Raw genomic sequence first — 23,864 nt, forward strand, 5'->3', positions numbered from 1 at the left:
CGTCACGGGTGGCGGCGGGGGCAAGGGCGGGGACGGCGCCTCCGGCGGCGCGGGTGGCGCCGGTGGGCAGGTCCTCACCAACGGCACAGGAACCGTCAAAGCCGGCGTGGGTGGCGACGGCGGCAACGGCACTACCGGTGTGGGTGGTGCCGGCGGGGCCGGCGGCGGCGTCGCTATCCAGAGTGCGTCCTCGTCGGTCGCCGTCACGGGCGGCGTGGGTGGTCATGGCGGCAACGGCGCCTCCGGTGGTGCCGGTGGCATCGGCGGGGCCGTCCTCACCAACGGAACGGGCAACACCACCGGCGGCCACGGCGGCGCCGGTGGCACCGGCACCAGTGGCGTCGGTGGGGCGGGTGGCAACGGCGGTGGCGTGGCCATCCAGAGCACCTCCTCCTCGGCGACCGGCACCGGCGGCGACGGTGGCGACGGTGGAAACGGCGGCTCCGGTGGTGCCGGTGGGACCGGTGGGGCGGTCCAAACCAACGGAACGGGCAATACCGCCGGCGGCCATGGGGGCGCCGGCGGCACCGGCAGCAGCGGTGTCGGTGGGGCCGGTGGGAATGGCGGTGGGGTGGCCATCCAGGGCACCTCCTCGGGCACCGGCACCGGCGGCGATGGCGGCAAGGGCGGTGACGGCAGTTCTGGTGGGGCCGGTGGGGCCGGCGGGTCAGTCATCACGAACGGAACGGGCGTGACCACCGGCGGCCACGGCGGGGCGGGCGGCGACGGCAGCCTCGGCGTCGGCGGGGTCGGTGGGACCGGCGGCGGCGTGACGATCCAGACCACTTCCTCCGCAGCCGTCGGCACCGGGGGCGACGGGGGCGCCGGAGGAAACGGCTCCTCCGGCGGCGCCGGTGGGACCGGTGGTGCGGTCGTGACGAACGGATTCGGGAACGTCGACGGCGGCCACGGCGGCGCCGGTGGCACCGGCACCCTCGGAGTCGGTGGGGCCGGTGGCGACGGCGGTGACGTGACCATCCAGACCGCCACCTCGTCGGCCGTCGGCACCGGCGGCGCCGCTGGCAAGGGCGGGACGGGCGCGTCCGGTGGGGCCGGTGGCATCGGTGGGCAGGCCGTCACGAACGGATTCGGAAACGTCGACGGCGGCCGCGGCGGTGACGGCGGCGCGGCCACGAACGGCGTCGGCGGCACCGGCGGGGCCGGCGGACTTGCGGCAATCACGTCTACCTTCTCCGCGGCTGCCGCCACCGGTGGCAACGGTGGGGACGGCGGGACCGGTACCCCCGGCGGTTCTGGTGGGCCCGGTGGAACGGCCACCACCCAGGGAATCGGAGCCCACACTCCGGGCACTCCCGGTAACCACGGCTAATGGCGGCATTGGCGGGCTTAAACGGCCGTCCGTTCGCCCGGTCGGCGCCTGGAGAGCCGGTTTCTATTCAACACGCGTATATCGACGGGTATGGTCTGACTTCGTGATCGAGCTAGATGGCGTAGCAAAGGCTTTCGGCGGAAAAATACACGCATTGCAGGACGTGAGTTTTTTCGTTCCGACGGGGTCGGTGTGCGCCCTGCTCGGTCACAACGGCGCCGGCAAGTCCACCGCGATCAAGATCCTCTCGACGTTGCTGCGCCCGACCTCCGGCCGAGCCATCGTGGCCGGGCACGACGTCGTCCGGGAGCCGGCCCAGGTGCGGGCAAGCATCGGGAGCATCGGCCAGCTGGCCGCGCTCGATTTTGAGCTCACCGGCCGGGAGAATTTGGTGCTGTTCGGCCGGCTGCGGGGCATGCGGCGCAAAGAGGCGCGGCTGCGCGCCGACGCGTTGATCGATGAGTTCGATATGTCGCACGCCGCCGACCGTCCGGTGCACACCTATTCGGGCGGCATGGTGCGCCGCATCGACATCGCCGCCGGACTGATGGTTCCACCCGAGGTGCTTTTCCTCGACGAGCCGACCACCGGGCTGGACCCGCGCAGTCGCCGCGATGTGTGGAACCTGGTGTCGTCCCTGTCATCCCAGGGCGTCACAATCCTGCTCACGACCCAATATCTCGAAGAAGCCGACGTGCTCAGCGATTCGATCGTCGTTCTGAACAAGGGTTGCGTCGTCGCCAACGGGACCGCCGAAGACCTCAAACGCCGCGTCGGCTTGGGCTATTGCACGGTGAGTCCGGTAAATCCGGCCGACCTGGCCAAGATCCTGGAAGCGGTCGCCGACCTCGAGGGCGCCGAAGCCGATTACGAGGCGAACACCGTGTCGGTCCTGTCACCCGACGGCGTCGCGACGCTCGGTGAGGTGTTCCGCCGGGTGGACCGGCTTGGCGTTGAGCTACTCGACATCGCGCTGCGCAAGCCGTCCCTGGACGAAGCCTTCCTGCACCTGACGGCGAAAGTCACCACGTGACCGCGCTTGCCGCTCTCACCGAGCGTGCCGTGCAGAACGCGATGCGCAACGATCTGATATTCGCGGCGGTGTCGCCCGCCCTGAACTTCGTCGTCTTCAACTTCATGCTCGGCAACGTGATCGACACCGGTGGCATGGGCTACCCCCAATACGTCCTGCCGGTCGTCGTCATCCAGGTGATCTTTCTCGGCGCGCTGACGACCATCGACCGTGCCGCCCAGGACGAACGCAGCGACTTCGCGGATCGCCTCCGAACGCTTCCCATCTCCGCGGTCACACCGCTGATGGCCCGCATGTCCTATTGCCTGTTCCGCGGCGGCGTCGGCCTGCTCGCCGCGATCGCCATCGGATACGCGTTCGGCTTCCGGATGTTCGGCGGGTTGGTCTATGCGGTCGCCTTCGCCGCGCTCGTTCTCGTGTTGACGCTGGCGCTATCGCTCGCCGCCGATGCGGCCGGCGTTCTGTCGGTGGCCTCGCAAGGCCGGCTCGCGAGCAGCGGGGTGCTGGACCAGTTGCTCCTGGTTCCCCAGATGCTACTGGTCATGCTGTCCACCGGGATGGCGCCGGCCGACTCGTTCCCCGACTGGCTGCATCCGTTCGTGCGGAACCAGCCGGTTTCGCAGGTGACGCAAACCCTACGCGGATTCACCACCGGCCACGTAGTGGCGAGCAATCTGGCGACCAGCCTGGCGTGGTGTCTTGGGCTGCTGGTGGTGTTCGGCGCCATCGCGGTGCGGGTTCAGGGGCGGCCGCAATGACCACGCACGCACCGCCGCGGACTTCCCTGGCCGGCGAAACCCTGCTGTTCGCAAGCCATCTGCTCACCCGGTGGCGGCGCCAGCCGATGGTGCTGATCCAGGCTCTGGTGTTCCCGACCTTTCTGCTGATCGCCTACAAACTGTTGGTGGGCAAGTCGATAATCAGGATCACCGGCACCGAAAGCCTCTACGGCCTCGTGCCGATGTGTGCCGTCGCCGGTGCGATGTTCGGAGCGCTCGCGACCGGCCGCCGCATGTGGATCGACCGCGACAGCGGCCTGATCGGACGACTGTGGGTGTTTCCCGTACACCGGGCCAGCGCCTTGACCGGCCGGCTGCTCGCCGAGGCCGCACGCACGCTGGTAAGTGCCTCGCTGATCACGGCGGTCGGTGTCGGGCTCGGGCTTCGCTTCAAGAGCTGGCTCGCTGTCATCCCGTTCGTCCTGGTGCCGGTGCTCGTAGTTGTGGTCTTCTCGATGGCGGTGATCGCCATCGCGGTGCGGGCCAGGACCGGTTCCGCGCTCATGTGGCTGGGGGTGCCGGCCACCGGCGCGGTGTTCGCCAGCTCCGGTGTCGTACCGACCCAAACGCTGCCTTCGTGGGTGCGGCTGGAGATTCGCGTTCAACCGTTGTGGGCAACCATCGAGTCGATGCGGGGACTCGCCCAAGGGGGTCCCGTGCTGTGGCCGCTCCTGGTGACCCTTGTGTGGTGCCTCGGCTTGGCCGCGCTGCTCGGGCCGCTGGCCGTCCGCGGTTACCGCGCCGCGGCCGAATCCGGACACTGACGCAACGAAAGGCCAAGACTCGCAATGAAATTCGCGCTGGCGTGCTATGGGGCGCGCGGCGATGTCGAGCCCTCCGTCGTCGTGGGCCGTGAGCTGGTGCGCCGGGGACACGACGTGCGCATGGCCGTTCCCCCCAACCTCGTTGGCTTCGCCCAGGGGGCCGGAGTTGCGGCCGTCGGCTACGGTCTGGACTCCCGGATCATCATGGACGTGCAGCGCGACTACTGGACGCTGTTATTTCGGAAGCCTTGGAGGATGCAGGAACTGGACAGGCTGGGACGCGAAATCTCGGAGATCGTGGCGCAGTGCTGGACGGAGGAAGCGTTCAATACGCTGACGTCGCTGGCGGACGGCGCCGACCTGATCATCTCCGGCTACGGTTTCGAGCAGTTCCCCTTCAACGTCGCCGAGTACTACGACGTTCCGTTCGCCATGCTGCATTGGTTCCCGATCCGGGCCAATGGGAAAGTCATGCCACTGCTGCCGGCAGCAGTGGGCCGCGCCGCGATGCGCGGTTACGAGCGGCTGACGTGGGGCGGCCCGGCGAAGAAAGCTGAGGACGAGCAACGGCGGCTACTCGGCCTGCCTGCTGCGACGCGGCCCTGGCCGCGCCGGATCGAAGAGCGCGGATCCCTTGAAATCCAGGGCTACGACCGGCTTTTCATTCCTGGGCTGGAGGCCGAGTGGGCGAAATGGGATGGCAAACGCCCCCTCGTCGGCACGCTGACGTTGGGGTTTTCCCAGGACGCCGACGACGAGGTCCTCTCCTGGATCGCGGCGGGTACGCCGCCGATCTGCTTCGCCTTCGGCAGTCTCGCGGTCGAATCCGCGGCCTCCGTGCTGGCCATGATCGCCGCGGCGTGCGCGCGACTGGGCGAGCGGGCGCTGGTTTGCGCCGGCGTCAGCGACTTCAGCGACATCCACGAGTTCGACCACGTCAAGGTGGTGGGCGCGGTGAATTACGAGGCGATTTTTCCGGCCTGCCGCGCGGTCGTGCATCACGGCGGCGCGGCCACCACGGCCACGTGCCTGCGCTCCGGAGTCCCGCAGGTGGTGCTCTGGACGTTCTACGACCAGCCGTTGGAGGGGGCGGCGCTCAAACGGTTGGGGGTGGGCACTTCTCGGCGCCTTTCGACCACCACCGAGCACACACTCGTCAAAGACCTACGCCGGATCCTCGCCCCGCAATATCTCAGCCGGGCCCGCGAGCTTGCCCCACGGATGACCAAACCTGCGGAAAGCGTCGCGGCTGCCACCGATCTTGTCGAGAATTTCGCCCGCTTGCAGCGGGTTGGGTGACCAAACAGGTGCGGGCGCTAGGAATGCCAATGCGGGTACAGGTTCTGCACGATTCCGAGCGGCGGATGTCGACGATTTGGCTCCACGATTCCGGGTACGAAAACGCCGTTTTCGAAGAGGTATGGTCCAAGCTGTGATTGACGCTTCCGTCCAGGCTGTGCTGCGGGAACGCGCGAGTTCGCGGCCCGGTGAGACGGCGTTCACGTTTGTCGATTACGAGCAGGACTGGGAGGGCGTTGCCGAACGCCTGACGTGGTCGCAGCTGTACCGCCGAACGCAGAATCTCGCAACGGCACTCGAAGGTTGCGGGTCAGTGGGTGATCGTGTGGTGATCGCGGCGCCGCAGGGACTCGGGTACGTCGTCGGCTTCCTCGGCGCGTTGCAAGCCGGTCGCATCGCGGTCCCGCTGTCGGTTCCGCTGGGTGGCGTCACCGACGAGCGGTTCAGTTCGGTCCTGAGCGACGCCTCGCCGTCGGTGATCCTCACGACCTCCTCGGTCGCGGGCAACATCGCGGAGTACCTCAAGTCGAAGCCGGTCGAATCCGCGCCGTCGGTCATCGAGGTCGATCTGCTGGAGCTGGACTCCGAAAACGGTTTTGCTACGGAGGTCGAGAGTCACCCCGAGATCGCGTACTTGCAGTACACGTCCGGGTCGACCCGCGCTCCGAAGGGCGTCGAGATCTCGCACCAAAACATCTTCGCCAACTTTGCGCAGATCAACGCGGACATCTTCGGCGGGGCCGCCCCGCCGGACACCACGATGGTGTCCTGGCTGCCCTTCTATCACGACATGGGTTTGTATCTGGCAATTATCTTTCCGGTCCTGGCGGGGTTTCCCGCCCTGGTGACCAGCCCGGTGTCCTTCCTGCAACGACCCGCCCGATGGGTGCAAGCGCTGGCGAGCAACAGTCACGCGTTCTCGGCGGCGCCGAACTTCGCGTTCGAATTGGCGGCACGGAAAACATCAGACGAGGACATGGCCGGGCTAGATCTCGGCAACGTGCTCGGCATCCTCAACGGCAGCGAGCGGGTGCAGCCCACGACACTGCAACGCTTCGCGGAGCGGTTCGCCCGCTTCAACTTTCATGACCGCATGCTGCGGCCCGCGTACGGAATGGCGGAAGCAACCGTCTACATCGCGACGCGCGAAGCCGGCCACTCGCCGGAAGTCGTTCACTTCGAATCCGAGAAGCTGACCGCCGGCCACGCGAAGCGCACGAGCGACGGCGGTACACCGCTGGTGAGCTACGGCGTCCCGAGGTCGCCGGCGGTGCGCATCGTCGACCCCGACACCAGCATCGAGTGTCCGGCGGGAACCGTCGGTGAGATCTGGGTACAAGGTGGCAATGTCGCGCAAGGGTATTGGGGGAATCCGCCGGGCACCGAAGGCATGTTCGGGGCGACCCTGGTCGCCGCATCGGCCGGCACATCCGACGGGCCGTGGCTGCGGACCGGGGATCTGGGCTTCTTCTCCGACGGCGAGTTGTTCATCCTCGGCCGCATCAAGGACCTCTTGATCATCTACGGCCGCAACCATTCTCCCGACGACATCGAGGCGACGATCCAGGAGGTCACCCGAGGTCGCTGCGTGGCGATCGGGGTTTCCGATGACAGCGGCGTCGAGCAGCTGGTCGCCATCGCCGAACTCAAGAATGCGGACTCCGACGAGGCCGCGACGCAGCGGATGGGCGTCCTAAGGCGTGAAGTCACCACGGCGATATCGAAGGCGCACGGTTTGGGCGTGGCGGATCTCGTTCTGGTGCCGCCTGGTTCGATTCCCATCACCACCAGTGGCAAGGTCAGGCGACGGGACTGCGTACAGCTGTATCTGCGCGACGAGTTCACCCGCTTAGACGGGTCGATCCGCCGACTCGAGCAGCCCAAGGTCGAGGACGCCGACGCGGGCGCCGGCGCCGACTCCGGATGGACGCAACGCTTGCGCACGCTCCGCCGCCAGCAGCAGACGCTCCGCCGCCAAGAGCACGACCTGCTGCTGGAGGTGGTGCGCTCGCAGGCGGCGGCGGTGTTGGGGTGCCCCACCGTTGACGACATCGACCCCGAATCCGCGTTCGGGGACTTGGGTTTCGACTCGGTGAAGGCGACGCAGTTGTTGGATCGGCTCAGGACCGAAACCGAGCTGCCGTTGCCGCCCACGCTGGCTTTCGACTACCCGACCCCCGACGAGTTGGCCACCCACCTGGGCGGGCTGTTGGATGGGTCCGTCGCGGCAGCCCCCGCGGTGGAGTCGCGGGTGGGGGTGGATGAGCCGATTGCGGTGGTGGGCATGGCATGTCGGTACCCGGGTGGGGTGGATTCGCCGGCGGCGTTGTGGGATTTGGTGGCCACCGGCACCGACGCCGTCGGGGCGTTTCCGGCCGACCGGGGTTGGAATCTGGGGGAGTTGTTCGATCCGGATCCCGATGCGGTGGGCAAGACGTATACCCGCGCGGGTGGGTTCTTGGCCGAGGCGGCGGAGTTCGACGCCGAGTTCTTCGGCATCTCCGCACGCGAGGCGCTGACGATGGATCCCCAGCAGCGGTTGCTGCTGGAGGTGTGCTGGGAAGCGTTGGAAACGGCGCGGATTGATCCGGCCGCTCTCGTGGGTTCGGAGACCGGCGTGTTCGTCGGGGCTTGGTCACAGGCTTATGGCGCGGTCGGTTCGGAGGGGCTCGAGGGTTACGCGCTGACGGGTTTGTCGACGAGCGTGGCCTCGGGCCGGGTCGCTTACGCGTTGGGGTTGCAGGGCCCCGCGATCACCGTCGACACCGCCTGTTCGTCGTCGTTGGTGGCCACGCATTTGGCGTGTCAGTCGCTGCGCAATGGGGAGTCTTCTTTGGCGTTGGCGGGTGGGGTGACGGTGATGACGACGCCGTCGGTGTTCACCGAGTTCGCCCGCCAGCGCGGATTGGCCGCCGACGGGCGCTGTAAAGCGTTCTCCGCCAACGCCGATGGCACCGGCTGGGGCGAGGGTGCCGCGGTGCTGGTGCTGGAGCGGCTCGGCGATGCGCGGCGCAATAACCACCCGGTGCTGGCGGTGATCGCGGGCTCGGCGATCAACCAGGACGGCGCCTCCAACGGGTTGACCGCGCCGAATGGGCCGGCGCAGCAGCGGGTGATCGCCCAGGCGGTGGCCAACGCGGGCATCGGGCTCGATCAGGTTGATGTGGTCGAGGCGCACGGCACCGGCACTACGTTGGGCGATCCGATCGAGGCGGGTGCGCTGATCGCCACCTATGGGGCGGCCCGCTCGGCGGATCACCCGTTGTGGGTGGGCTCGATCAAGTCGAATATCGGTCACACCCAGGCCGCGGCGGGGGTGGCGGGGTTGATCAAGATGATCGAGGCGCTGCGCCATGACAGTTTGCCGCCGACGTTGAATGTGGAGGCTCCGAGCCCGCATGTGGATTGGTCGGCGGGCACGGTGCGGCTGTTGACCGAGGCGACACCGTGGCCGCAGGCCGATCATCCGCGCACGGCGGCGGTGTCCTCGTTCGGGATCAGCGGCACCAACGCGCACGTGATCGTGCGGCAAGCCCCCGATGCGCCGGTGGAGGCGCAGGCCCCAACCGAGGGTGTCGACTTCGGACTACCCGTGTGGCCGGTGTCGGCGCGCACGCCCGCGGCGTTGCGCGCGCAGGCCGACCGGCTGCACGACTACCTGCTGGGTCATCCGGAGCTGGATCTGACCGATGTGGCCTACAGCCTGGCCACCACCCGTACCCATCACCCGTATCGGGCGGTGATCACCGCCGGGGCGCACGAGGAGGTGTTGGCGGGCCTGGCGGCGTTGCGCGACGGACAGCCGCACCCGCGGCTCGTCCAGCACCACTATTTGGCTCATTTGCGGGGCAAGACGGTGTTCGTGTTGCCCGGGCAGGGTGGCCAGCACCCGGGGATGGGCCGGGAACTGTATGAGCGGCATCGGGTGTTCGCGGCGATGGTCGATGACTGCGATGAGGCGTTGCGCCCGTTCACCGGCTGGTCGGTGCGCGACGTCTTGCTGGAGGTCCCCGGCGCGGCGGGGTTGGAGCGGGTCGACGTGGTGCAGCCGGTGTTGTTCACCTTGATGGTGTCGCTGGCCGAAGTACTCGCCCATTACGGCATCACCCCGGACGCGGTGATCGGTCACTCCCAGGGCGAGATCGCCGCCGCCTACCTGGCCGGGGTGTTCACCCTGCCCGAGGCGGCCAAGATCGTGGCCCGGCGCAGCCAAGCCCTGGGCGCCCTGTGCGGGGGCGGGGCGATGGCCTCGGTGCTGCTGGCCGCCGACCAACTCGAACCCCTGCTGGCGCCGTGGGGGCCGGCGTTGAGCATCTCGGCGATCAACGGGCCCACCCACACCCTGATCAGTGGCGAGCCCGCCGCGCTGGAACAGTTCGCCGAAAAGTGTGAGCGCGACGGCATGCAGATCCGGGCCATTGCGGTCGATTACGCCTCGCACTGCGCCCAAGTCGAAGCGGTGCGCGAGCGCCTGCTGGCCGACCTCGGTGAGCTCAACCCGGCCCTGGCCAGCATCCCGCTGTATTCGACCGTGGGACAAGCGGTTTCGCCCGAGCCGCTGGATACGACCACGATGGACGCCGACTACTGGTATCGCAATCTGCGCGAACCGGTGCACTTTTATGACCGGGTGACCGCCCGGCTGGCCGCCAGCGAGTGCACCTTCGTGGAGCTGTCTCCGCACCCGGTGTTGGCGCCCGCGCTCGCCGACACGCTGGCCCAAACACCGGCCCGCACCCAATCCGCGGTCGTCATCACCCTGCACCGCGACCGGCCCGACCACGACAGCCTGGCCATGGCGCTGGCGCAGTTGCACACTCACGGCCACAGCCCCTCATGGCAAGCGCTCTCCCCGCACGCCCACACCGTCGCCCTGCCCACCTACCCCTTCGACCACCGCCGCTACTGGCTCGCCCCAGCTCCCACCGGCAACGGCGCGCCACTCGCCGCCCTGGCCGACTGGGACGCCGGCCAGGAACAGACCAGCCCTGGCACGCTGGCCGCCACGTTGGCCGCCCAGACCCCTGAGCAACGGCTTGACACCCTCACCGCGATGGTCACCGCTGCCGCCGCCGCCGTGTTGGCCCATCCGGATCCCGCCGGACTTAATCCGGACGGGCTCTTCAAGGATCTTGGCGTCGACTCGTTGACAGCCATGGAGTTACGCAACACCCTTAGCCGACACACCGGCCTGGCGCTGCCGGCAACGCTGGCCTTCGACCATCCCACCCCGGCGGGGCTCGCCGGCCACCTGGCCGACCTGCTCGACGACACCGCTGCGCGCGCGGCACCGGCGGCTACGGTCAGCGCGCGCAACCACCAGCCGGTGGACAACAGGCTCGCACACGTGGATCAAGCGGTATTTCTCATGATGCGAGCGGTTCACGGCACGCAGGTCCAGTTCATCTGGGTCTACGACCGCGGCGTAAATATCGATGGGCTGCAGCGTTTTCAGCGCAACCTTGGCCGTGGGTTGTTGGGACGCAGGGTCGAACGTTCCCCGATACCGTTCGCGCGCGATCACTGGGTGATGGCTCCGGCCCCGGAGGAGCTCGACATCGCCGCAACGCCCCGGCGGCGCGCCGACGTGAGCGCCTGGGCGGACGAGCGGGTGCGCCTGCCGGTCGACCCGGAGTGGGGACCCGGCTGGCATCTCGGCGTGCTTCCGCTCGAGGGCGGCGGGGCCGCGATAAGCCTGGTGGTTTCGCACACGATCGTCGACGGGATCGGGTTGGTCCAGGCGATAGCCGACGCCGCCGAGGGCAGGATCCACGAGCTGGGCTATCCGCCCGCGCGATCGCGCACCGTCGGACGCGCCTTTCGTGAGGATCTCGGGCAAACCGTCAAAGAGCTGCCCGACATTGCGCACGCCTTGGTTGCCACGGCCCGGAGGGCCTGGCCCGACCGCAAGGAGTTCGCATCGTCGATCAAGGCGGCGCCGTCGTCGCCGAAGGCGGCAGGCGGCGATCAGGCGGTGGAGGTACCTGCCCTGACCGCATACATCGATCCGGCGGAGTGGGATGTGCGCGCGAAAAGCCTTGGTGTGAGCAGTAACTCGCTGGTGGCGGGAATCGCGTGCAGGCTCGCGGTGCGGGTGGGGCGGGTCCGGGACGACGGAACCGTCACCCTCCGATTTCCGGTGTCGCTACGCACCGAAGGCGATACCCGCGGCAACGCGCTCACGGTGGTCGACGTCGCGGTCGACCCGACGCATGCGACCACGGACCTCAGGGACACGCAGGCCAAGATCTCGCGAGCAATTCTGGCGGGGATGGAAAACCCCGACGAAGAATTCTTGGCGACATTCCCACTCGCAGCGATGGTTCCCAAGCGGCTGAACCGGAGATTGGCCGGCATGGCTGCGGGCGGTGCCAGCCTTCCGGTGACGGTCTCCAATTTCGGTGACCTGTCCGCGGCCGTGAATCGGCCCGACGGCAGCGATGCCGACTATGCGTACATGCGCTCCTACGAGCCCGACATCAAGAAAAGCACCCTCGAGCACATCGGCGGACAACTGTTCGTCGGTTCGGGGCGGGGCAATGGGAAGATCTTCATCAGGATCTCCGCATATGTTCTCGGCCGGGAAAACACTAAAGATGAGCTGCGGGAGATCATTTCGCGTACCTTCGCCGAATTCGATCTGACCCCACAGATCGATAGCTGATTTCGCCAACCTGGCAGCTTGTTGAACACGCGTGTGATAATCCTCGCTTGGTGACCTCTCAACAGTCCGACAGCGTCAGACCCACCGAAGAGACGCAGAGTCGGCCCTCCGCACAAACGCGATTTCGCCCCGACATCGAGGGCTTGCGTGCCGTCGCGGTGTTGGCCGTCGTCCTCTTCCACGCGGCGGTGCCCGGCCTCAACGGTGGGTTCGTCGGCGTCGACGTGTTCTTCGTCATTTCGGGCTTCCTCATCACCGGGCTGCTGTGGCGCGAGGCGAATGCCAGCGGCAAGGTCCGGCTCGGCGGCTTCTACGGAGCCCGGGCCCGCCGACTGTTGCCGGCATCGGCCACGGTCGGCGTGATCACCGCGATCGGGTCGTTTCTCCTCCTACCGCCATTGCAGGTCGGCAGCGTCCTGCGGGACGGCATCGCCAGCGCGTTGTATGTCAGCAACTACTGGTTCATCAACGGAAGTGTCAACTACTTCGGCAGCCACCGGCCGCCGTCGCCGTTCCAGCACTACTGGTCGTTGGGCGTCGAGGAGCAGTTCTACCTGGTGTGGCCGGCGTTAATCATCGGCACGGCCTTGGTCATCCGACTGGTGGGTCGGCGCAGCAGAGTCCAGGCCACCGCCTCGAAACGCCCTTATCTGGTGGTCCTCGCGCTGGTCGCGCTCCTGTCCTTGGCGCTGTCGCTGGTGGACACTCTCTGGTTGCCTCCCGTGGCGTTCTATTCGTTGCCGACCCGGGCCTGGCAGTTGGCGGTCGGCGGCCTGGTCGCCCTCACCGCCGATCAATGGCGCCGACTGGCGCCACGAGCTGCCGCGCCGGCCGGATGGGTCGGGCTGGGCCTGATCCTGTTGGCCTGCACCTGGTTGAGCCCGACGACGCCGTATCCAGGCGTCGCGGCGCTGTTGCCCGTGCTGGGCGCGGCGCTGGTGATCGGCGCCGGCTGTGCTGTCCCGTCGCAGGGGTGCGGCCGCGTCCTGGCAGTGTCGCCGATGCGAGCGATCGGCCGGATTTCCTACTCGTGGTATCTGTGGCACTGGCCTGTGCTGGTGCTGGCACCGGCTTTGCTGGGCCACCCGCTGGGCCTGGCCGCCAGGTTGGCGGCGGCCGCGTTCTCCGGCGGGTTGGCGGTGCTCACCCTGCGGTTCATCGAGAACCCGCTGCGATTCGCTCCTCCGATACGCCGGTCGGCCGTGGCCAGTCTCGCGCTGGGCGGCGCGGCCACCGCGGTTGCGGTGTCCGTGGGCCTGGTGCTGCTGGAGCATGTCCCGACCCCGGTCGGGCGTGGCGCGGCGGTCGCGCCGCTGACCATCACCGCGGCGTCGGTTCCCGCCGGATCCAACATCGACGCCTACGACTCGGCGGTGCGGCAAGCGTTCGGCCAAGTGCAGGCGGCAGTCGCGGCGTCGGCTGACCTCAAAGCCGTCCCGTCGAACCTGAGCCCGCCCTTCGCGACGTCCGAAGACTTGTTGTTCAACGGCTGCCTGCGCAATATCGCCGAACTCGGACAGCCCGAGTGCGCGACCGGCGATACCGCCTCGACGACAACAGTCGCCCTGGTCGGTGACTCGAACGCCGCGATGTGGAATCCGGCGTTCGAGCAGATCGCGCCGCAGCGGCACTGGCGGCTGGAGATGCTGGCCAAGGGGGCGTGTCCGTTGATGGACCTGCCCAGCACCAACCCGCTGCAGCGGATGGCCGAGCGATATTCACACTGCGAGCAGTGGCGTGGTCAAATCATCGCCCGGTTGCGTGCCGAGCGTCCGCGGCTGGTTGTGCTCAGCATGTGGCGGGGCTACCGCGCCGACACCGATCGGCTGCTCGGCGTCGACGCTTTCGGCCCGGGCTGGCTCGACAGCCTGACCCGTCTGGTGGCGCAGCTGCGCGGTATCGGCGCCAAGGTGCTCGTGCTCGGGCCCATCCCGGATCCGCAGTCCGAGGTGCCCATCTGCCTGTCTGGGCACCTCGATGACGCGACGGCCTGCTCGCCGCCCACGTCGTCCGCGGTCAATGAAACCGGAATCGCGGCCGAGTCCGCCGCCACCAAGGCGGGCGGCGGACAATACGCCGACCTCACCGAGCTGTTCTGCACCAAGGCCCGCTGCCCGGTGATCGTCGGCAACACCCTCGTGTACCAGGACTGGCGTCACGTGACGCACGAATACTCCCGGGTGTTGGCACCGGTAATCGGGGCGCTGGCCGACCGTTCGCTCGCCGACCGCTAGAGACGTCAGGTGGCGAAATGCGCCTGGTTCACGTGCGCCGCCACCCGCAAGGCGTTGGCCGCCACCGTCAGGCTGGGATTCAACCCGGCGCTGGACGGGAAGAACGAGGTGTCCACCACGTAGAGGTTGTCCACTTCGTGCGCCCGGTTTTGCGGGTCCAGCACGCTGGTTTTCGGATCGGCGCCGAAGCGGCAGGTGCCGCAGACGTGGCCAAGGTTCGCGTTGTCTTTGCCGGTGCCCAGGGTGAGATTGCGGAACGGCTGCAACACCTCTTTGAGCTGCCGCACAAACGCCGCGCGGCGCTCGAGCTCGCTGGGGTGTAACCGGTATTGAAGCCGCAGCCGCTGGCGATCGTCCGCGCCGGGCCGATCGGGTGGCAGGACCCGGTTGTCCAAATACGGCAGGTCCTCCATGATCCCGGCCAGCACCAGCCCGCCGGTGACGAACCGCTGATACATCCGGCGTCCCGCAATGCTGGTCGCACGCAACGCCTTCCCCCGCCAGCCGGGGCGGTTGCTCAGCCACTCCAGCGGCGGTATCTCACCGAACGACTGCACGGTGCCGTACTTCTGCCCGTCGGAGAAATAGAAGTCGTTCAGCCCGATTTCCTTGTTCGGCGTCGTGATCGTGCGTTTCGGGTTTGGCCAGATCTCGATGGGCTCGAGTAGGTGGCGCATCAGGTTGCGCCCCACCCAGTCCGAGCCGTTGGCCAGTCCGCGCGGCCATTCACCGGAGCGGGAGTTGAGCAACAACAGCGGGGTGGCCAGCGCGCCGGCGGCCAGGACCACGACCTTGCCTTGCAACGCCACCATGTCGGAGCGATGCTGGGCGATCACCTGCTGCACCCGGCTGCTGTCCGCCTCCAGGCGCACGACCCGGCATTCGGTCAGTAGCTGGGCGCCGTGCTCGGTAATCGCGGGCAGCACGCCGTTGCGGGCGGCGTCGTTCTTGCACGGGCGGGGACAGAGATACGTCTGGCAGGTCGCGCAGCCCTCGGTGTAGTCGCAGGCCATCGGCAAGTGGTAGGGGTGCAAGCCGCGCCCCGCCAGATAGTTGACCAGTGGCTGGTTGTCGGGCGAAAACGGCGGGGCCGCAGGCAAACCCACGTCGGCGGCCTCGGGTCGCAGCGGATCGGGCGCGCCGCGCACCCCCAGCAGTTTTTCGGCCTCGGCATACCACGGACTCAGCTCGTCGTAGCTGATGGGCCAGGCCTCGGGCACGGTGGAATCCCCGGGGTCGCGGAAGTTTTGCCGCGGGGTGAAGTCCTGGGCGAAGAACCGTTCGCAGACCATTCCGTACAGGGCGGATGAACCGCCGGTGCCGCTGCCGATGAACGGCACGTACCGCTTCGGGCGTCTGCCGCTGATGTCTTCGATCTCGTCGGTGGTCCGTCCGCCGCGGGCTAACGCGTCGTAATAGGCCTCCGCGGAACGGACCGCGCCCGGTTCGGCGAGTTCGGGCATGGCGGCGCGAATCGTTCCGGGGGTTCCGGGCAGTGTGGAGCGGCCCTTTTCGACGAACAGCACCCGGCGGCCGGCGCGGGCCAGCGACAAGCCCAGCGTGCCGCCGCCCATGCCGGTGCCCACGACGATCACGTCCCACGCAACGCGTTCGGCCTCGCGCGCACTCAGCTCGCCGTCAGCCAATCGAGCTCCTCAGCGGATGATGTCCAACGCTTTGCCCGGTCCGGGGCGAATCGCGATCCTAGCATCGCGTTGCCGTCGTCCGATCCGTTCGAAATTGTTGCGGTGGCCGCCCGGATCGGCTGTTAGCATCGCCCCCAGTGTCAGGGTGAGGTTGCCGCTTGTTGCGGTGGTTGGATCCTGATCACCTGGTGTCTGGCTCGTAGCGTCGGTGCCGCCTTCGGGTTGGCGTTCATGGGTTTTGTCGGCATCAGGTGTGAAGGACCGGCCGGCGTGACTTGATAGGAGCGTGGCGTCGCCCCCACTGAGATGTGTCCGCCGACCGGCCCAACCGTCACCTCACAGTGAAGGAGGCAACCACCATGGTTGTTGTTGGAGCCGATGTCCACAAGCGCACGCATACATTCGTCGCCGTGGACGAGGTGGGCCGCAAAGTCGGCGAGAAGGTCGTCGAGGCCACGACGGTAGGTCATCGCCAGGCGGTGCGATGGGCCCGCACGCAGTTCGGGGTCGAGTTGGTGTGGGCGATCGAGGATTGCCGACACTTGTCCGCCCGACTCGAGCGCGATCTGTTATCCGCCGATCAGAAGGTGGTGAGGGTTCCCTCGAAGTTGATGGCTCAAAGCCGGGCCTCGGCGCGCACGCGGGGCAAATCTGATCCAATCGACGCGCTGGCTTACCTGCGTGAGCCCGATCTTCCGGTGGCCTCCCACGACGAGGTCTGCCGGGAGCTGAAGCTCCTGGTGGACCGACGTGAAGACCTTGTGGGGCAACGTACTTCGACGATCAACCGGTTGTTGTGGAGAGTGCACGAACTTGACCCGGGCCGGGCGCCCAAACCAGCGTCGCTGGATCGCAGCAAGCACCGCAGGTTGCTCGCTGACTGGCTGGCCAGCCAGCCTGGTCTGGTCGCCGAGCGGGTCCGCGCGATCGCTCCGGCGCTGCTGGCCATGCCCGGCTGCGCCGAGCTCACCGCGGCCAAGATCATCGGCGAAATCGCCGGGGTCACCCGCTTCAAAAGCGAAGCGGCATTCGCCCGCCATGCCGGCGTGGCCCCCATTCCGGTGTGGTCAGGCAACACCGCCGGCCGGGTCCGGATGACCCGCACCGGCAACCGTCAACTCAACGCCGCCCTGCACCGCATCGCCGTCACTCAAATCCGCCTCGACGGCCTCGGACAGGCCTATTCCCGCCGCCGGCTCGCCGCCGGTGATTCCAGCACCGAGGCCCTGCGCTGCCTCAAACGCCGCCTCGCTCGCGTCGTCTTCCACCACCTGCACACCGACCACCAAAACCGAATCCAGCCTTGCCAACAGGCAGCGGCTTGACATAGGAGAAACCATGTCTGGAGGCGGCGCCCCGGTACGGATCGGCATCCTGGGCGCTTCACGTTGGGCGCCGACGACGTTCCTGACCCCGGCCAAGGAGAACGCGGAGGTCGTCGTGGCGGCGGTGGCCTCCCGCGATGCGTCCCGGGCCCGGGACTTCGCCGCCAAACACGGCATCCCCCGGGCCCACGACAGTTACGAGGCGCTGGTCGCCGACCCGGAGCTGGACGCGGTCTACAACCTGCTGCCGACCAGCGTGCACGGCAGGTGGACCCGGGCCACGCTCGACGCGGGCAAGCACGTGTTGTGCGAAAAGCCGTTCACCGCCAACGCCGCCGAGGCCCGCGAGATCGCCGAACTCGCCGGCAAGTCGGACCGGGTCGTGATGGAGGCGCTCCAATACCGCTTCCATCCGCTCACCCAGCGGGTCGAGCAGATCATCGCGTCGGGGGAGCTGGGCAAGCTGGAGCGGGTGGAGGTCGCCGTCTGCGTGCTGCTGCCGAAGCGCTCCAACGCCAACGTCTACGACTACTCCCTCGCCGGCGGCGCCGTGATGGACGCCGGCGTATATACGGTCGACATGCTCCGCACGTTCGGCGGCTCGACGCCCGAAGTCGTCTCCGCGAAGGCGAAACTGGACGGTCCTCAGGTGGACCGGGTCATGACGGCGGAGGTGCGGTTCGAAAACGGGCACACGGGCCGGCTGCATTGTGCGCTGTGGTCGTCGAATCTGTTCTGGGCGAACGCCAAGATCGTCGGCGATCGCGGCCAGCTGAGCTACTTCAGCCCGGCGGCGCCGCACCTGTTGCCCCGGCTCTCGATCCGCTCGGCCGACGGAAAGCGGGTGGAGCGCTTCCCGCGCCGCACCACCTACGCCTATCAGCTCGACGCGTTCGCCGGGGCGGTGCTGCGTGGGGAGCCGGTGAAGACGACCGCGGACGGCGCCATCGAGAACATGACCGTCATCGACGCGATCTATCGCGCCGCCGGCCTCCCGTTACGCCAGCCGGGCTGAGCCGCTCAGCGACGGCGCGACTTCGGCAGCGCGATCTCGGGCGGCAGCGCACCATCGGTGAACCACGCGTCGAGGGTGCGCGCGAAGAGCTCCGGATAGCGCGTCGGCCAGTCATGGGGCATGCCGAGTGCGACCCTGTCTACTCCGTTGGGCATTTGCTCGGCGAGCGCCGCGGCCCACCGGCGGACCAGCGGCAACTCCTTGGCGCCGGTCACGAACATCGTGGGCGAATCGGATTGGCCGAGTTCCGCGGGAAGCCTGAAACCCGAGGAAGCCATCGTGACATCGGCGAGCTGCCCGCTGGTTATCAGGCGTACATCCTCGCGGTAGTCATCGATGTGGGCCGCGGGAACCCTTGCCTGCCAAGCAGTCCGGTAGCGACGGACCATCCAGCGGTACGCCGGGTTCCGGGCGGGCAGTGACATCAGGCGCCGCGTCACCTCCACGAACGGCACCCTGTTGAGGATGGTCCCGCACAGCACCGCCCGATCGACGAGCTTCGGCTCGGTTGCCAGCAACTGCACCCCGACTTGGGCCCCGAGCGAGAGCCCCACCACGTGCGCCCTGCCCGTGTCGACCCGGGAGCGGATCAGCTCCGCCACCGCCGCGGCGGCCCGGCCCATCTCGAACGGCCCCTGCTCGAAGCTTTTGCCGTAGTGCGGCAGATCGGGGACCAGACAGCGGTATTGCTGCAGGCGTTCGACCACCGGTTCCCAGTACCAGCCGCTCGTATACGCGCCGTGCAGGAAGACGATTGTCGGTGCCCCGGCCGGCCCGGATTCGCGCACGAACAGGCCCATGCCGGGGACCTTATCAGTCATGCGCGGGGATCTTCCGGTCTATCGCGGTCGCCCACAGGCGGTACTCGTAGCCCAGCTCCGGACGCCTGTCCAAACTTCTGGTCTATTGTACCGGTGTTGGATTAGACTGCCGGACGGGTTAGCCAGGGGCGGGAGGCCCCTTCCATTCCACAACGCGCACGGGGGACCGAAGGGTTGGGTTCCGCGATGGCTGAAGGCGTGTTCGGGCGCAGCGACGCTGAGACCGATTTACTTGTCCGTGGCATGCGGTCAGGGATCGCAGTCGTCGGCTTCGGCTACATCGGCACCGTTATCGGTGCCGTGCTGGCCGATCGCGGTTGGCCCGTGACCGGAATCGACGTGCGGCAGAACGTTGTCGACGAGATCAACTCGGGCAAGACGAGTGTGCCCGAGCCGGGGCTCGGCGAGATGGTGGCCACCAACGTGCGCGTCGGCCGCCTTCGGGCCACCACCGATTTCGGCGCCCTGGCCCACAATGACTTCGTCATCGTGACGGTCGGGACGCCGCTGGGTCCGGACTACGAACCGATCGTCGATGACATCAAGGCGGCGGCGCGGGCGGTGGGCGAGCACCTGCACCGCGGGCATCTGGTCATCCTCAAGAGCACGGTGCCGCCCGACACCACCCAAAACCTGGTGCTGCCGATCCTGGAAGAGGCCTCCGGCCTGACGGCCGGGGTCGACTTCGGGTTGGCGTTTTGCCCGGAACGGCTCGCCGAAGGCCAGGCCATCCACGAGCTGACGTCGATCCCGGTGGTGGTCGGTGCGGTCGATGAGGTCACCGCGCGCGCCTGCTCGACGCTGTGGCGACACGCCCTGGGCGTGGAATCCATCGTCGTCGACGATCCGCGGACCGCCGAGATGGTGAAACTCGCCGACAACCTCTGGATTGATCTGAACATCGCGATGGCCAACGAACTGGCCAAGGTGTGCGACCGGCTGAACATGGACGGGCTGCAGGTCATCGACGCGGCCAACTCGATGCCCAAGGGCACCCACAAGGTGAACATCCTGCGGCCGAGCATGGGCGTCGGTGGCTACTGCCTGACCAAGGATCCGTGGTTCGTCAACCATCTGGGCCAGTCGCTGGGGTTGGAGCTGGGCATCCCGCGCACGTCGCGCACGGTCAACGACACCATGCCCGCCTACACCTATGAGTTGCTCACCCAGCTGCTCGCCGAGCAGGACAAGGCGGTCGAGACCAGCAAGATCGCGGTCCTGGGGATCGCGTTCAAGAACAACACCGGCGACTGCCGGCTGACGCCGACCAAGTACGTCGTCGAATTGCTCGAGGCGTCCGGCTGCGAGCTGTCGATCCATGATCCCTGGGTGCCCGATGAGGAGGCGCCCACGGTGACCAAGATTCCGTTGACCCCGGACATCGAGTCGGCGGTCAAGGACGCCGACGCCCTAGTGGTTCTTGCCGGACACCGGGAATTCCACCAGATCCCGCTGGCCCGCCTGGCTGATCTGACGGCGCCCGGCTGCGTGTTCCTCGATGGACGCAACAGCTTCGATCCAGCGGCGGTGCGTGCCGCCGGTTTCGTGTACAAGGGGATCGGCCGGTAGCCATACTGCAGGCGAAGGTAATCCCGTACATAGAACTGAAAGAGCGAATATGTCTCATGTCGTCGTAACGGGCGGCTACGGCCTGATCGGGTCGCATCTGGTGTCCACGCTGCTGGACCGGGGCGACACGGTGACGGTCTTCGACCAGGCAAAGAACACCCGCGACACCAGCATCGACTTCGACCGGCACGCCAACTTCCGGTTCGTGCAAGGCGACGTCACCGATTTGGCCGCGCTATCCGAGGCCCTGACGCCCGGCGTCGACAAGGTCTTCCACCTGGCCGCGGTCGTCGGCGTCAAGAACTATATGAAGGACCCGCTGCAGGTTCTCGACGTCAACGTGACCGGCACGCGCAACGTCCTGGAGCTGAGCCAGCGGCACGGCACCCGCGTGGTCTTCGCCAGCACCTCCGAGGTGTTCGGCAAGAACCCCAACCCGCCGTGGGCCGAGGACGACGACCGCGTACTCGGCTCCACTAGGACGGCCCGCTGGAGCTACAGCACCAGCAAGGCCATGGCCGAGCACCTGGTCTTCGCGATGCACGCCGCCCACGGACTGCCGGTGACGGTCGTACGGTACTTCAACGTCTACGGCCCCCGGCAGAACCCGATCTTCGTGATCTCGCAGACCGTTCACCGCATCCTCAATGGTCTCCCACCGCTGCTCTACGACTCGGGTGACCAAACGCGGTGCTTCACCTACGTCGACGACGCCATCGCCGGCACCCTGCTGGCGGCCGACAGCGACAAGGCGATTGGTGAGGCCTACAACATCGGGAGCATGACCGAGACCACCATGCGCGACGCGATCGAGTTGGCGATCAAGATCGCCAACGTCGATTCGGTTTCGGAACCCGAAGTCGTCGACACGGCGGCGCGCTATGGGGGTCGCTACGAGGACATCCCTCGCCGTATCCCGGACTCCACCAAGGCGCAGCGCGAGCTGGGTTGGCGCCTCAAGGTCGACGTCGAGGAGGGGATCCGCCGCACCATCGACTGGGCGCGGGCCAACCCCTGGTATCTCAAGGGGCCCGCGGGGGACTAGCGGGCGAGCGCGCGGTCGGCGAGCGCGCCCATCGCCGGTGCCAACTGCCCGGAGTACTCGGCCGTGATGTGGTTCCAGTCGAGGTAAACCATGGTGTTGCCGACGATGACGGGGCAGCGGTTCGTGGTGCAGAACAGCTCGGTCAGGTCGGCATACTGCCCGCCGCTGACCTTGGTGGCGGTGCTCTCGGCCGTGATCCCGGCGTCGTTGACCGCGGACGACCGCGGCGGTGCGCAGGCCGTGGCGTCGTCGAGGTGGCCGGACAGGCACTGCGGTACCACCGTGCCCGGGTCCGGGACCGGTCCGAGCACCAGCACCTTCGCGCCGTCGCTGCGCAACTGCTGCACCAGGCGGGTGAGGCTGTCGATCCAGGCTGGGTCGTAGGGCGTGTAGCCCGCCTGCCAGCTGCCTTCGCTGTGCTCCCGCGACATGCTCACCACGACCAGCCGCGGGTGTTCGGCGCGTAGCCGGGCCAGGATCAGCGCCCGCCACTGGTCGCAGTGCATGAAGCTTTCGATCAGGCCGTCGAGGTGTTTGGCGATGGGCACGTCGAGCAACGGGCAGCCCGCCTTGGCCATCATCTCCAGCCGCCAGTGCCGTTGTTCGGCGATCTGCTGAAACGCCGGGTCCCACATCGCCGCGTGCGAGTCGCCGACCAGGGCGACCGTCGTGCTCGAGGCGGTGTCAGCCGTCGCGCACTCGGGCTGCCCGCTTTGGTTGGCCCCGCGGAAGCACCCGCTGGACCACATCGCAGTTTGGCCGGCCGTTGCTTCGGCGACCGGGGGTTGCAGGTTCGACGGGACGGCCCTCAGGTCGGCCGACGCCGCGACGGCGGCCTGCGCCTGCGCGAACGCCTGCTGCACCGCCGCGTCGTAGGCGTCCATGCCGGCGCCCGGTGGGACGGGTGCCGCGGTGATGGTCAGCGCCGTGCCCGGTGCGCCGCGGCCGACCGGGATCGGTATCCACGCCAGCATCGCCACGCCCACACCCACGGCCACCGCGGTGGCGGTCGCGCCGACCGCGAAACTGGCCAGCGGGGACTTGCGTAGCGGGGCGGCGTAGCGCAGCGGGTTCTCGACAAAGCGCAGCGTGAGCATCCCCAAGCCGCCGGAGATCACGACGGCCACCAGCCTGCCGACCAGCCCCAGCTGATGGCCGAGCAACGGCGCCGCCAGGACCAGCACCGGCCAGTGCCACAGATACCACGAGTAGGACAGCCGGCCCATCTCGCGCATCGGCTTGAACGCCAGGATGCGGCCCGCTCCCTGGGTGGGGAGGGCGCAGCCGGCGCCGATCACCAGGACCGTGCCGAGCAACGGCCATATCGCGGCGGTGCCCGGATACGGCGTGGCCGGCGTCAGGCGGTTGCAGACCAGCACGATCAGGCCCAGCCCCGCCCATCCGGTGATCGCGGCGGCTCGTGCCGGCAGCCGGCGCCACCGGTCGGCAGTGAGGGCCAGCATGCCGCCGACGGCCAGGTCCCAGGCCCGCGTGGGCAGCGAGAAGTACGCCGCCGGGGGCACCAGGTAGGTGGTCAGCAGCGAGAGCGCGAACGACGAGATCGCGACCAGCGCAAAGACTGTCAGGAAGGTGCGCTTGGGAGCGTTCGACAAAGTATTAGTAGTAGCGCCGCTGCGCCGGCGCGTGCGCCGGATCAGCCACCAGGTACCGATGATGAGCACCGGCCACACCAGGTAGAACTGCTCCTCCACGCCCAGCGTCCAGTAGTGCTGGAACGGCGACGGCGGCTGATGGCCGCCGAAGTAGTCGACGTTTTCGTGAATGAACCAGTAGTTGCCGACATACAGCGCGCAGGCGATGCCGTCCTCCACCACGCCTTTGGCCTGCAACGGCGACAGCAGGATGGCCGAGGCGATCACGGTCACGCTGCCGATGAGGGCGGCCACCGGCAGCAGGCGGCGGACCCGTGCGGCATAGAACTTGCGCAGCCCGATCGTGCCGGTGCCGCTCACCTCGCGCCACAGCTGCCCGGTGATGACGAAACCCGAGATGATGAAGAAGATGTCCGGGCCGACGAACCCGCCGCTCGCGCCGGGCACGTCGGCGTGAAAGAGAAGGATGGCCACCAGCGTCAAGGCGCGCAGGCCCTCGATGTCCGGGCGGAATACCTTGTGTGCCGAGCGCCGATCCTGCGCCGCCCCGATCGGGCTAACGCTTTCGGCCTGGACCACGGTCACCCACCTGTCTGAGGAGGCGTTCATCGAATCGAGGCATTATCACACACACGTTCAATGCCTCTCGGCCGAATCCGCCACTCCTGGGCGGCGGCCTGGTTATGCTGCTGGGCGGCTGAGCCGGGGACCCGAGAAAGGCAAAGGA

General features: G+C 67.9%; 14 protein-coding genes. 11 read left to right on the forward strand and 3 right to left on the reverse strand.

Annotated features, from left to right (window positions below; all coding sequences use genetic code 11):
• The 7 genes from AWB92_RS31215 to AWB92_RS26475 all read left to right on the forward strand — a co-directional run.
• Nucleotides 1-1,330: PE-PGRS family protein (locus AWB92_RS31215; protein ID WP_158090410.1), on the forward strand; the 1,330-nt coding region annotated here is incomplete at its 5' end.
• A 103-nt stretch (nucleotides 1,331-1,433) separates the two neighbouring features.
• Entirely contained in the window at nucleotides 1,434-2,363 is a 930-nt protein-coding gene (locus AWB92_RS26455; protein ID WP_085190938.1) for an ATP-binding cassette domain-containing protein, read from the forward strand.
• The gene (locus AWB92_RS30885) at nucleotides 2,360-3,121 is read left to right on the forward strand and encodes an ABC transporter (protein WP_241523596.1); all 762 of its coding nucleotides are present in this window, start codon (nucleotides 2,360-2,362) and stop codon (nucleotides 3,119-3,121) included. Before AWB92_RS26455 ends, AWB92_RS30885 begins: the two co-directional genes overlap by 4 nt.
• The gene (locus AWB92_RS30890; protein WP_241523597.1) at nucleotides 3,118-3,906 is read left to right on the forward strand and encodes an ABC transporter permease; all 789 of its coding nucleotides are present in this window, start codon (nucleotides 3,118-3,120) and stop codon (nucleotides 3,904-3,906) included. The genes AWB92_RS30885 and AWB92_RS30890 overlap by 4 nt, the downstream gene beginning before the upstream one ends.
• Nucleotides 3,907-3,930: 24 nt before the next feature.
• Entirely contained in the window at nucleotides 3,931-5,205 is a 1,275-nt protein-coding gene (locus AWB92_RS26465) for a glycosyltransferase (RefSeq protein ID WP_085190940.1), read from the forward strand.
• 133 nt (nucleotides 5,206-5,338) lie between these two features.
• Nucleotides 5,339-11,869 carry a type I polyketide synthase gene (locus AWB92_RS26470; protein WP_085190943.1) on the forward strand — a complete coding sequence of 2,177 codons (6,531 nt, stop codon included), beginning with the start codon at nucleotides 5,339-5,341 and terminating at the stop codon, nucleotides 11,867-11,869.
• 134 nt (nucleotides 11,870-12,003) lie between these two features.
• On the forward strand, nucleotides 12,004-14,103 hold the full coding sequence (locus tag AWB92_RS26475; RefSeq protein ID WP_241523616.1) for an acyltransferase family protein: 2,100 nt from the start codon (nucleotides 12,004-12,006) through the stop codon (nucleotides 14,101-14,103).
• 5 nt (nucleotides 14,104-14,108) lie between these two features.
• On the opposite strand, the gene AWB92_RS26480 is transcribed toward AWB92_RS26475, so the two are convergent.
• Nucleotides 14,109-15,749 (reverse strand): GMC family oxidoreductase, encoded by a 1,641-nt coding sequence (locus tag AWB92_RS26480; protein WP_085190945.1) that lies wholly within the window; start codon nucleotides 15,747-15,749, stop codon nucleotides 14,109-14,111.
• A gap of 341 nt (nucleotides 15,750-16,090) precedes the next feature.
• Between AWB92_RS26480 and AWB92_RS26485 the strand changes: the two genes are divergently transcribed.
• Both AWB92_RS26485 and AWB92_RS26490 read left to right on the forward strand, forming a co-directional pair.
• A complete protein-coding gene (locus AWB92_RS26485) occupies nucleotides 16,091-17,074 on the forward strand; it encodes an IS110 family transposase (protein WP_193791434.1) in 984 nt (327 codons plus the stop codon).
• Nucleotides 17,075-17,087: 13 nt separating this feature from the next.
• Nucleotides 17,088-18,089, forward strand: a complete 1,002-nt coding sequence (locus AWB92_RS26490; RefSeq protein ID WP_085190947.1) for a Gfo/Idh/MocA family oxidoreductase — start codon at nucleotides 17,088-17,090, stop codon at nucleotides 18,087-18,089.
• 5 nt (nucleotides 18,090-18,094) lie between these two features.
• Here the strand turns inward: AWB92_RS26490 and AWB92_RS26495 are convergent, their stop codons facing one another.
• On the reverse strand, nucleotides 18,095-18,910 hold the full coding sequence (locus AWB92_RS26495; RefSeq protein WP_085190948.1) for an alpha/beta hydrolase: 816 nt from the start codon (nucleotides 18,908-18,910) through the stop codon (nucleotides 18,095-18,097).
• A gap of 243 nt (nucleotides 18,911-19,153) precedes the next feature.
• Here AWB92_RS26495 and AWB92_RS26500 point away from each other — a divergent pair, with 243 nt between their 5' ends.
• Together AWB92_RS26500 and AWB92_RS26505 are read left to right on the forward strand one after the other, a co-directional pair.
• A complete protein-coding gene (locus AWB92_RS26500) occupies nucleotides 19,154-20,479 on the forward strand; it encodes a nucleotide sugar dehydrogenase (RefSeq protein WP_241523598.1) in 1,326 nt (441 codons plus the stop codon).
• Nucleotides 20,480-20,528: 49 nt separating this feature from the next.
• Nucleotides 20,529-21,524 carry a GDP-mannose 4,6-dehydratase gene (locus AWB92_RS26505; RefSeq protein WP_085190954.1) on the forward strand — a complete coding sequence of 332 codons (996 nt, stop codon included), beginning with the start codon at nucleotides 20,529-20,531 and terminating at the stop codon, nucleotides 21,522-21,524.
• Here AWB92_RS26505 and AWB92_RS26510 read toward each other — a convergent pair.
• Nucleotides 21,521-23,746 (reverse strand): acyltransferase family protein, encoded by a 2,226-nt coding sequence (locus AWB92_RS26510; RefSeq protein WP_085190957.1) that lies wholly within the window; start codon nucleotides 23,744-23,746, stop codon nucleotides 21,521-21,523. The genes AWB92_RS26505 and AWB92_RS26510 overlap by 4 nt on opposite strands.
• Between the last annotated feature and the right edge of the window lie 118 nt (nucleotides 23,747-23,864).

The sequence above is a fragment of the Mycobacterium sp. IEC1808 genome (genome assembly GCF_002101935.1).
Classification (GTDB): domain Bacteria; phylum Actinomycetota; class Actinomycetes; order Mycobacteriales; family Mycobacteriaceae; genus Mycobacterium.

Bases quoted from the DNA above. Each gene is read 5' to 3' on its own strand.
- AWB92_RS30890 (WP_241523597.1), top strand. From the start codon at position 3,118: ATGACCACGCACGCACCGCCGCGGACTTCCCTGGCCGGCGAAACCCTG.
- AWB92_RS26465 (WP_085190940.1), top strand. From the start codon at position 3,931: ATGAAATTCGCGCTGGCGTGCTATGGGGCGCGCGGCGATGTCGAGCCC.
- AWB92_RS26490 (WP_085190947.1), top strand. From the start codon at position 17,088: ATGTCTGGAGGCGGCGCCCCGGTACGGATCGGCATCCTGGGCGCTTCA.
- AWB92_RS26495 (WP_085190948.1), bottom strand. From the start codon at position 18,910: ATGACTGATAAGGTCCCCGGCATGGGCCTGTTCGTGCGCGAATCCGGG.
- AWB92_RS26500 (WP_241523598.1), top strand. From the start codon at position 19,154: ATGCGGTCAGGGATCGCAGTCGTCGGCTTCGGCTACATCGGCACCGTT.
- AWB92_RS26505 (WP_085190954.1), top strand. From the start codon at position 20,529: ATGTCTCATGTCGTCGTAACGGGCGGCTACGGCCTGATCGGGTCGCAT.
- AWB92_RS26510 (WP_085190957.1), bottom strand. From the start codon at position 23,746: ATGAACGCCTCCTCAGACAGGTGGGTGACCGTGGTCCAGGCCGAAAGC.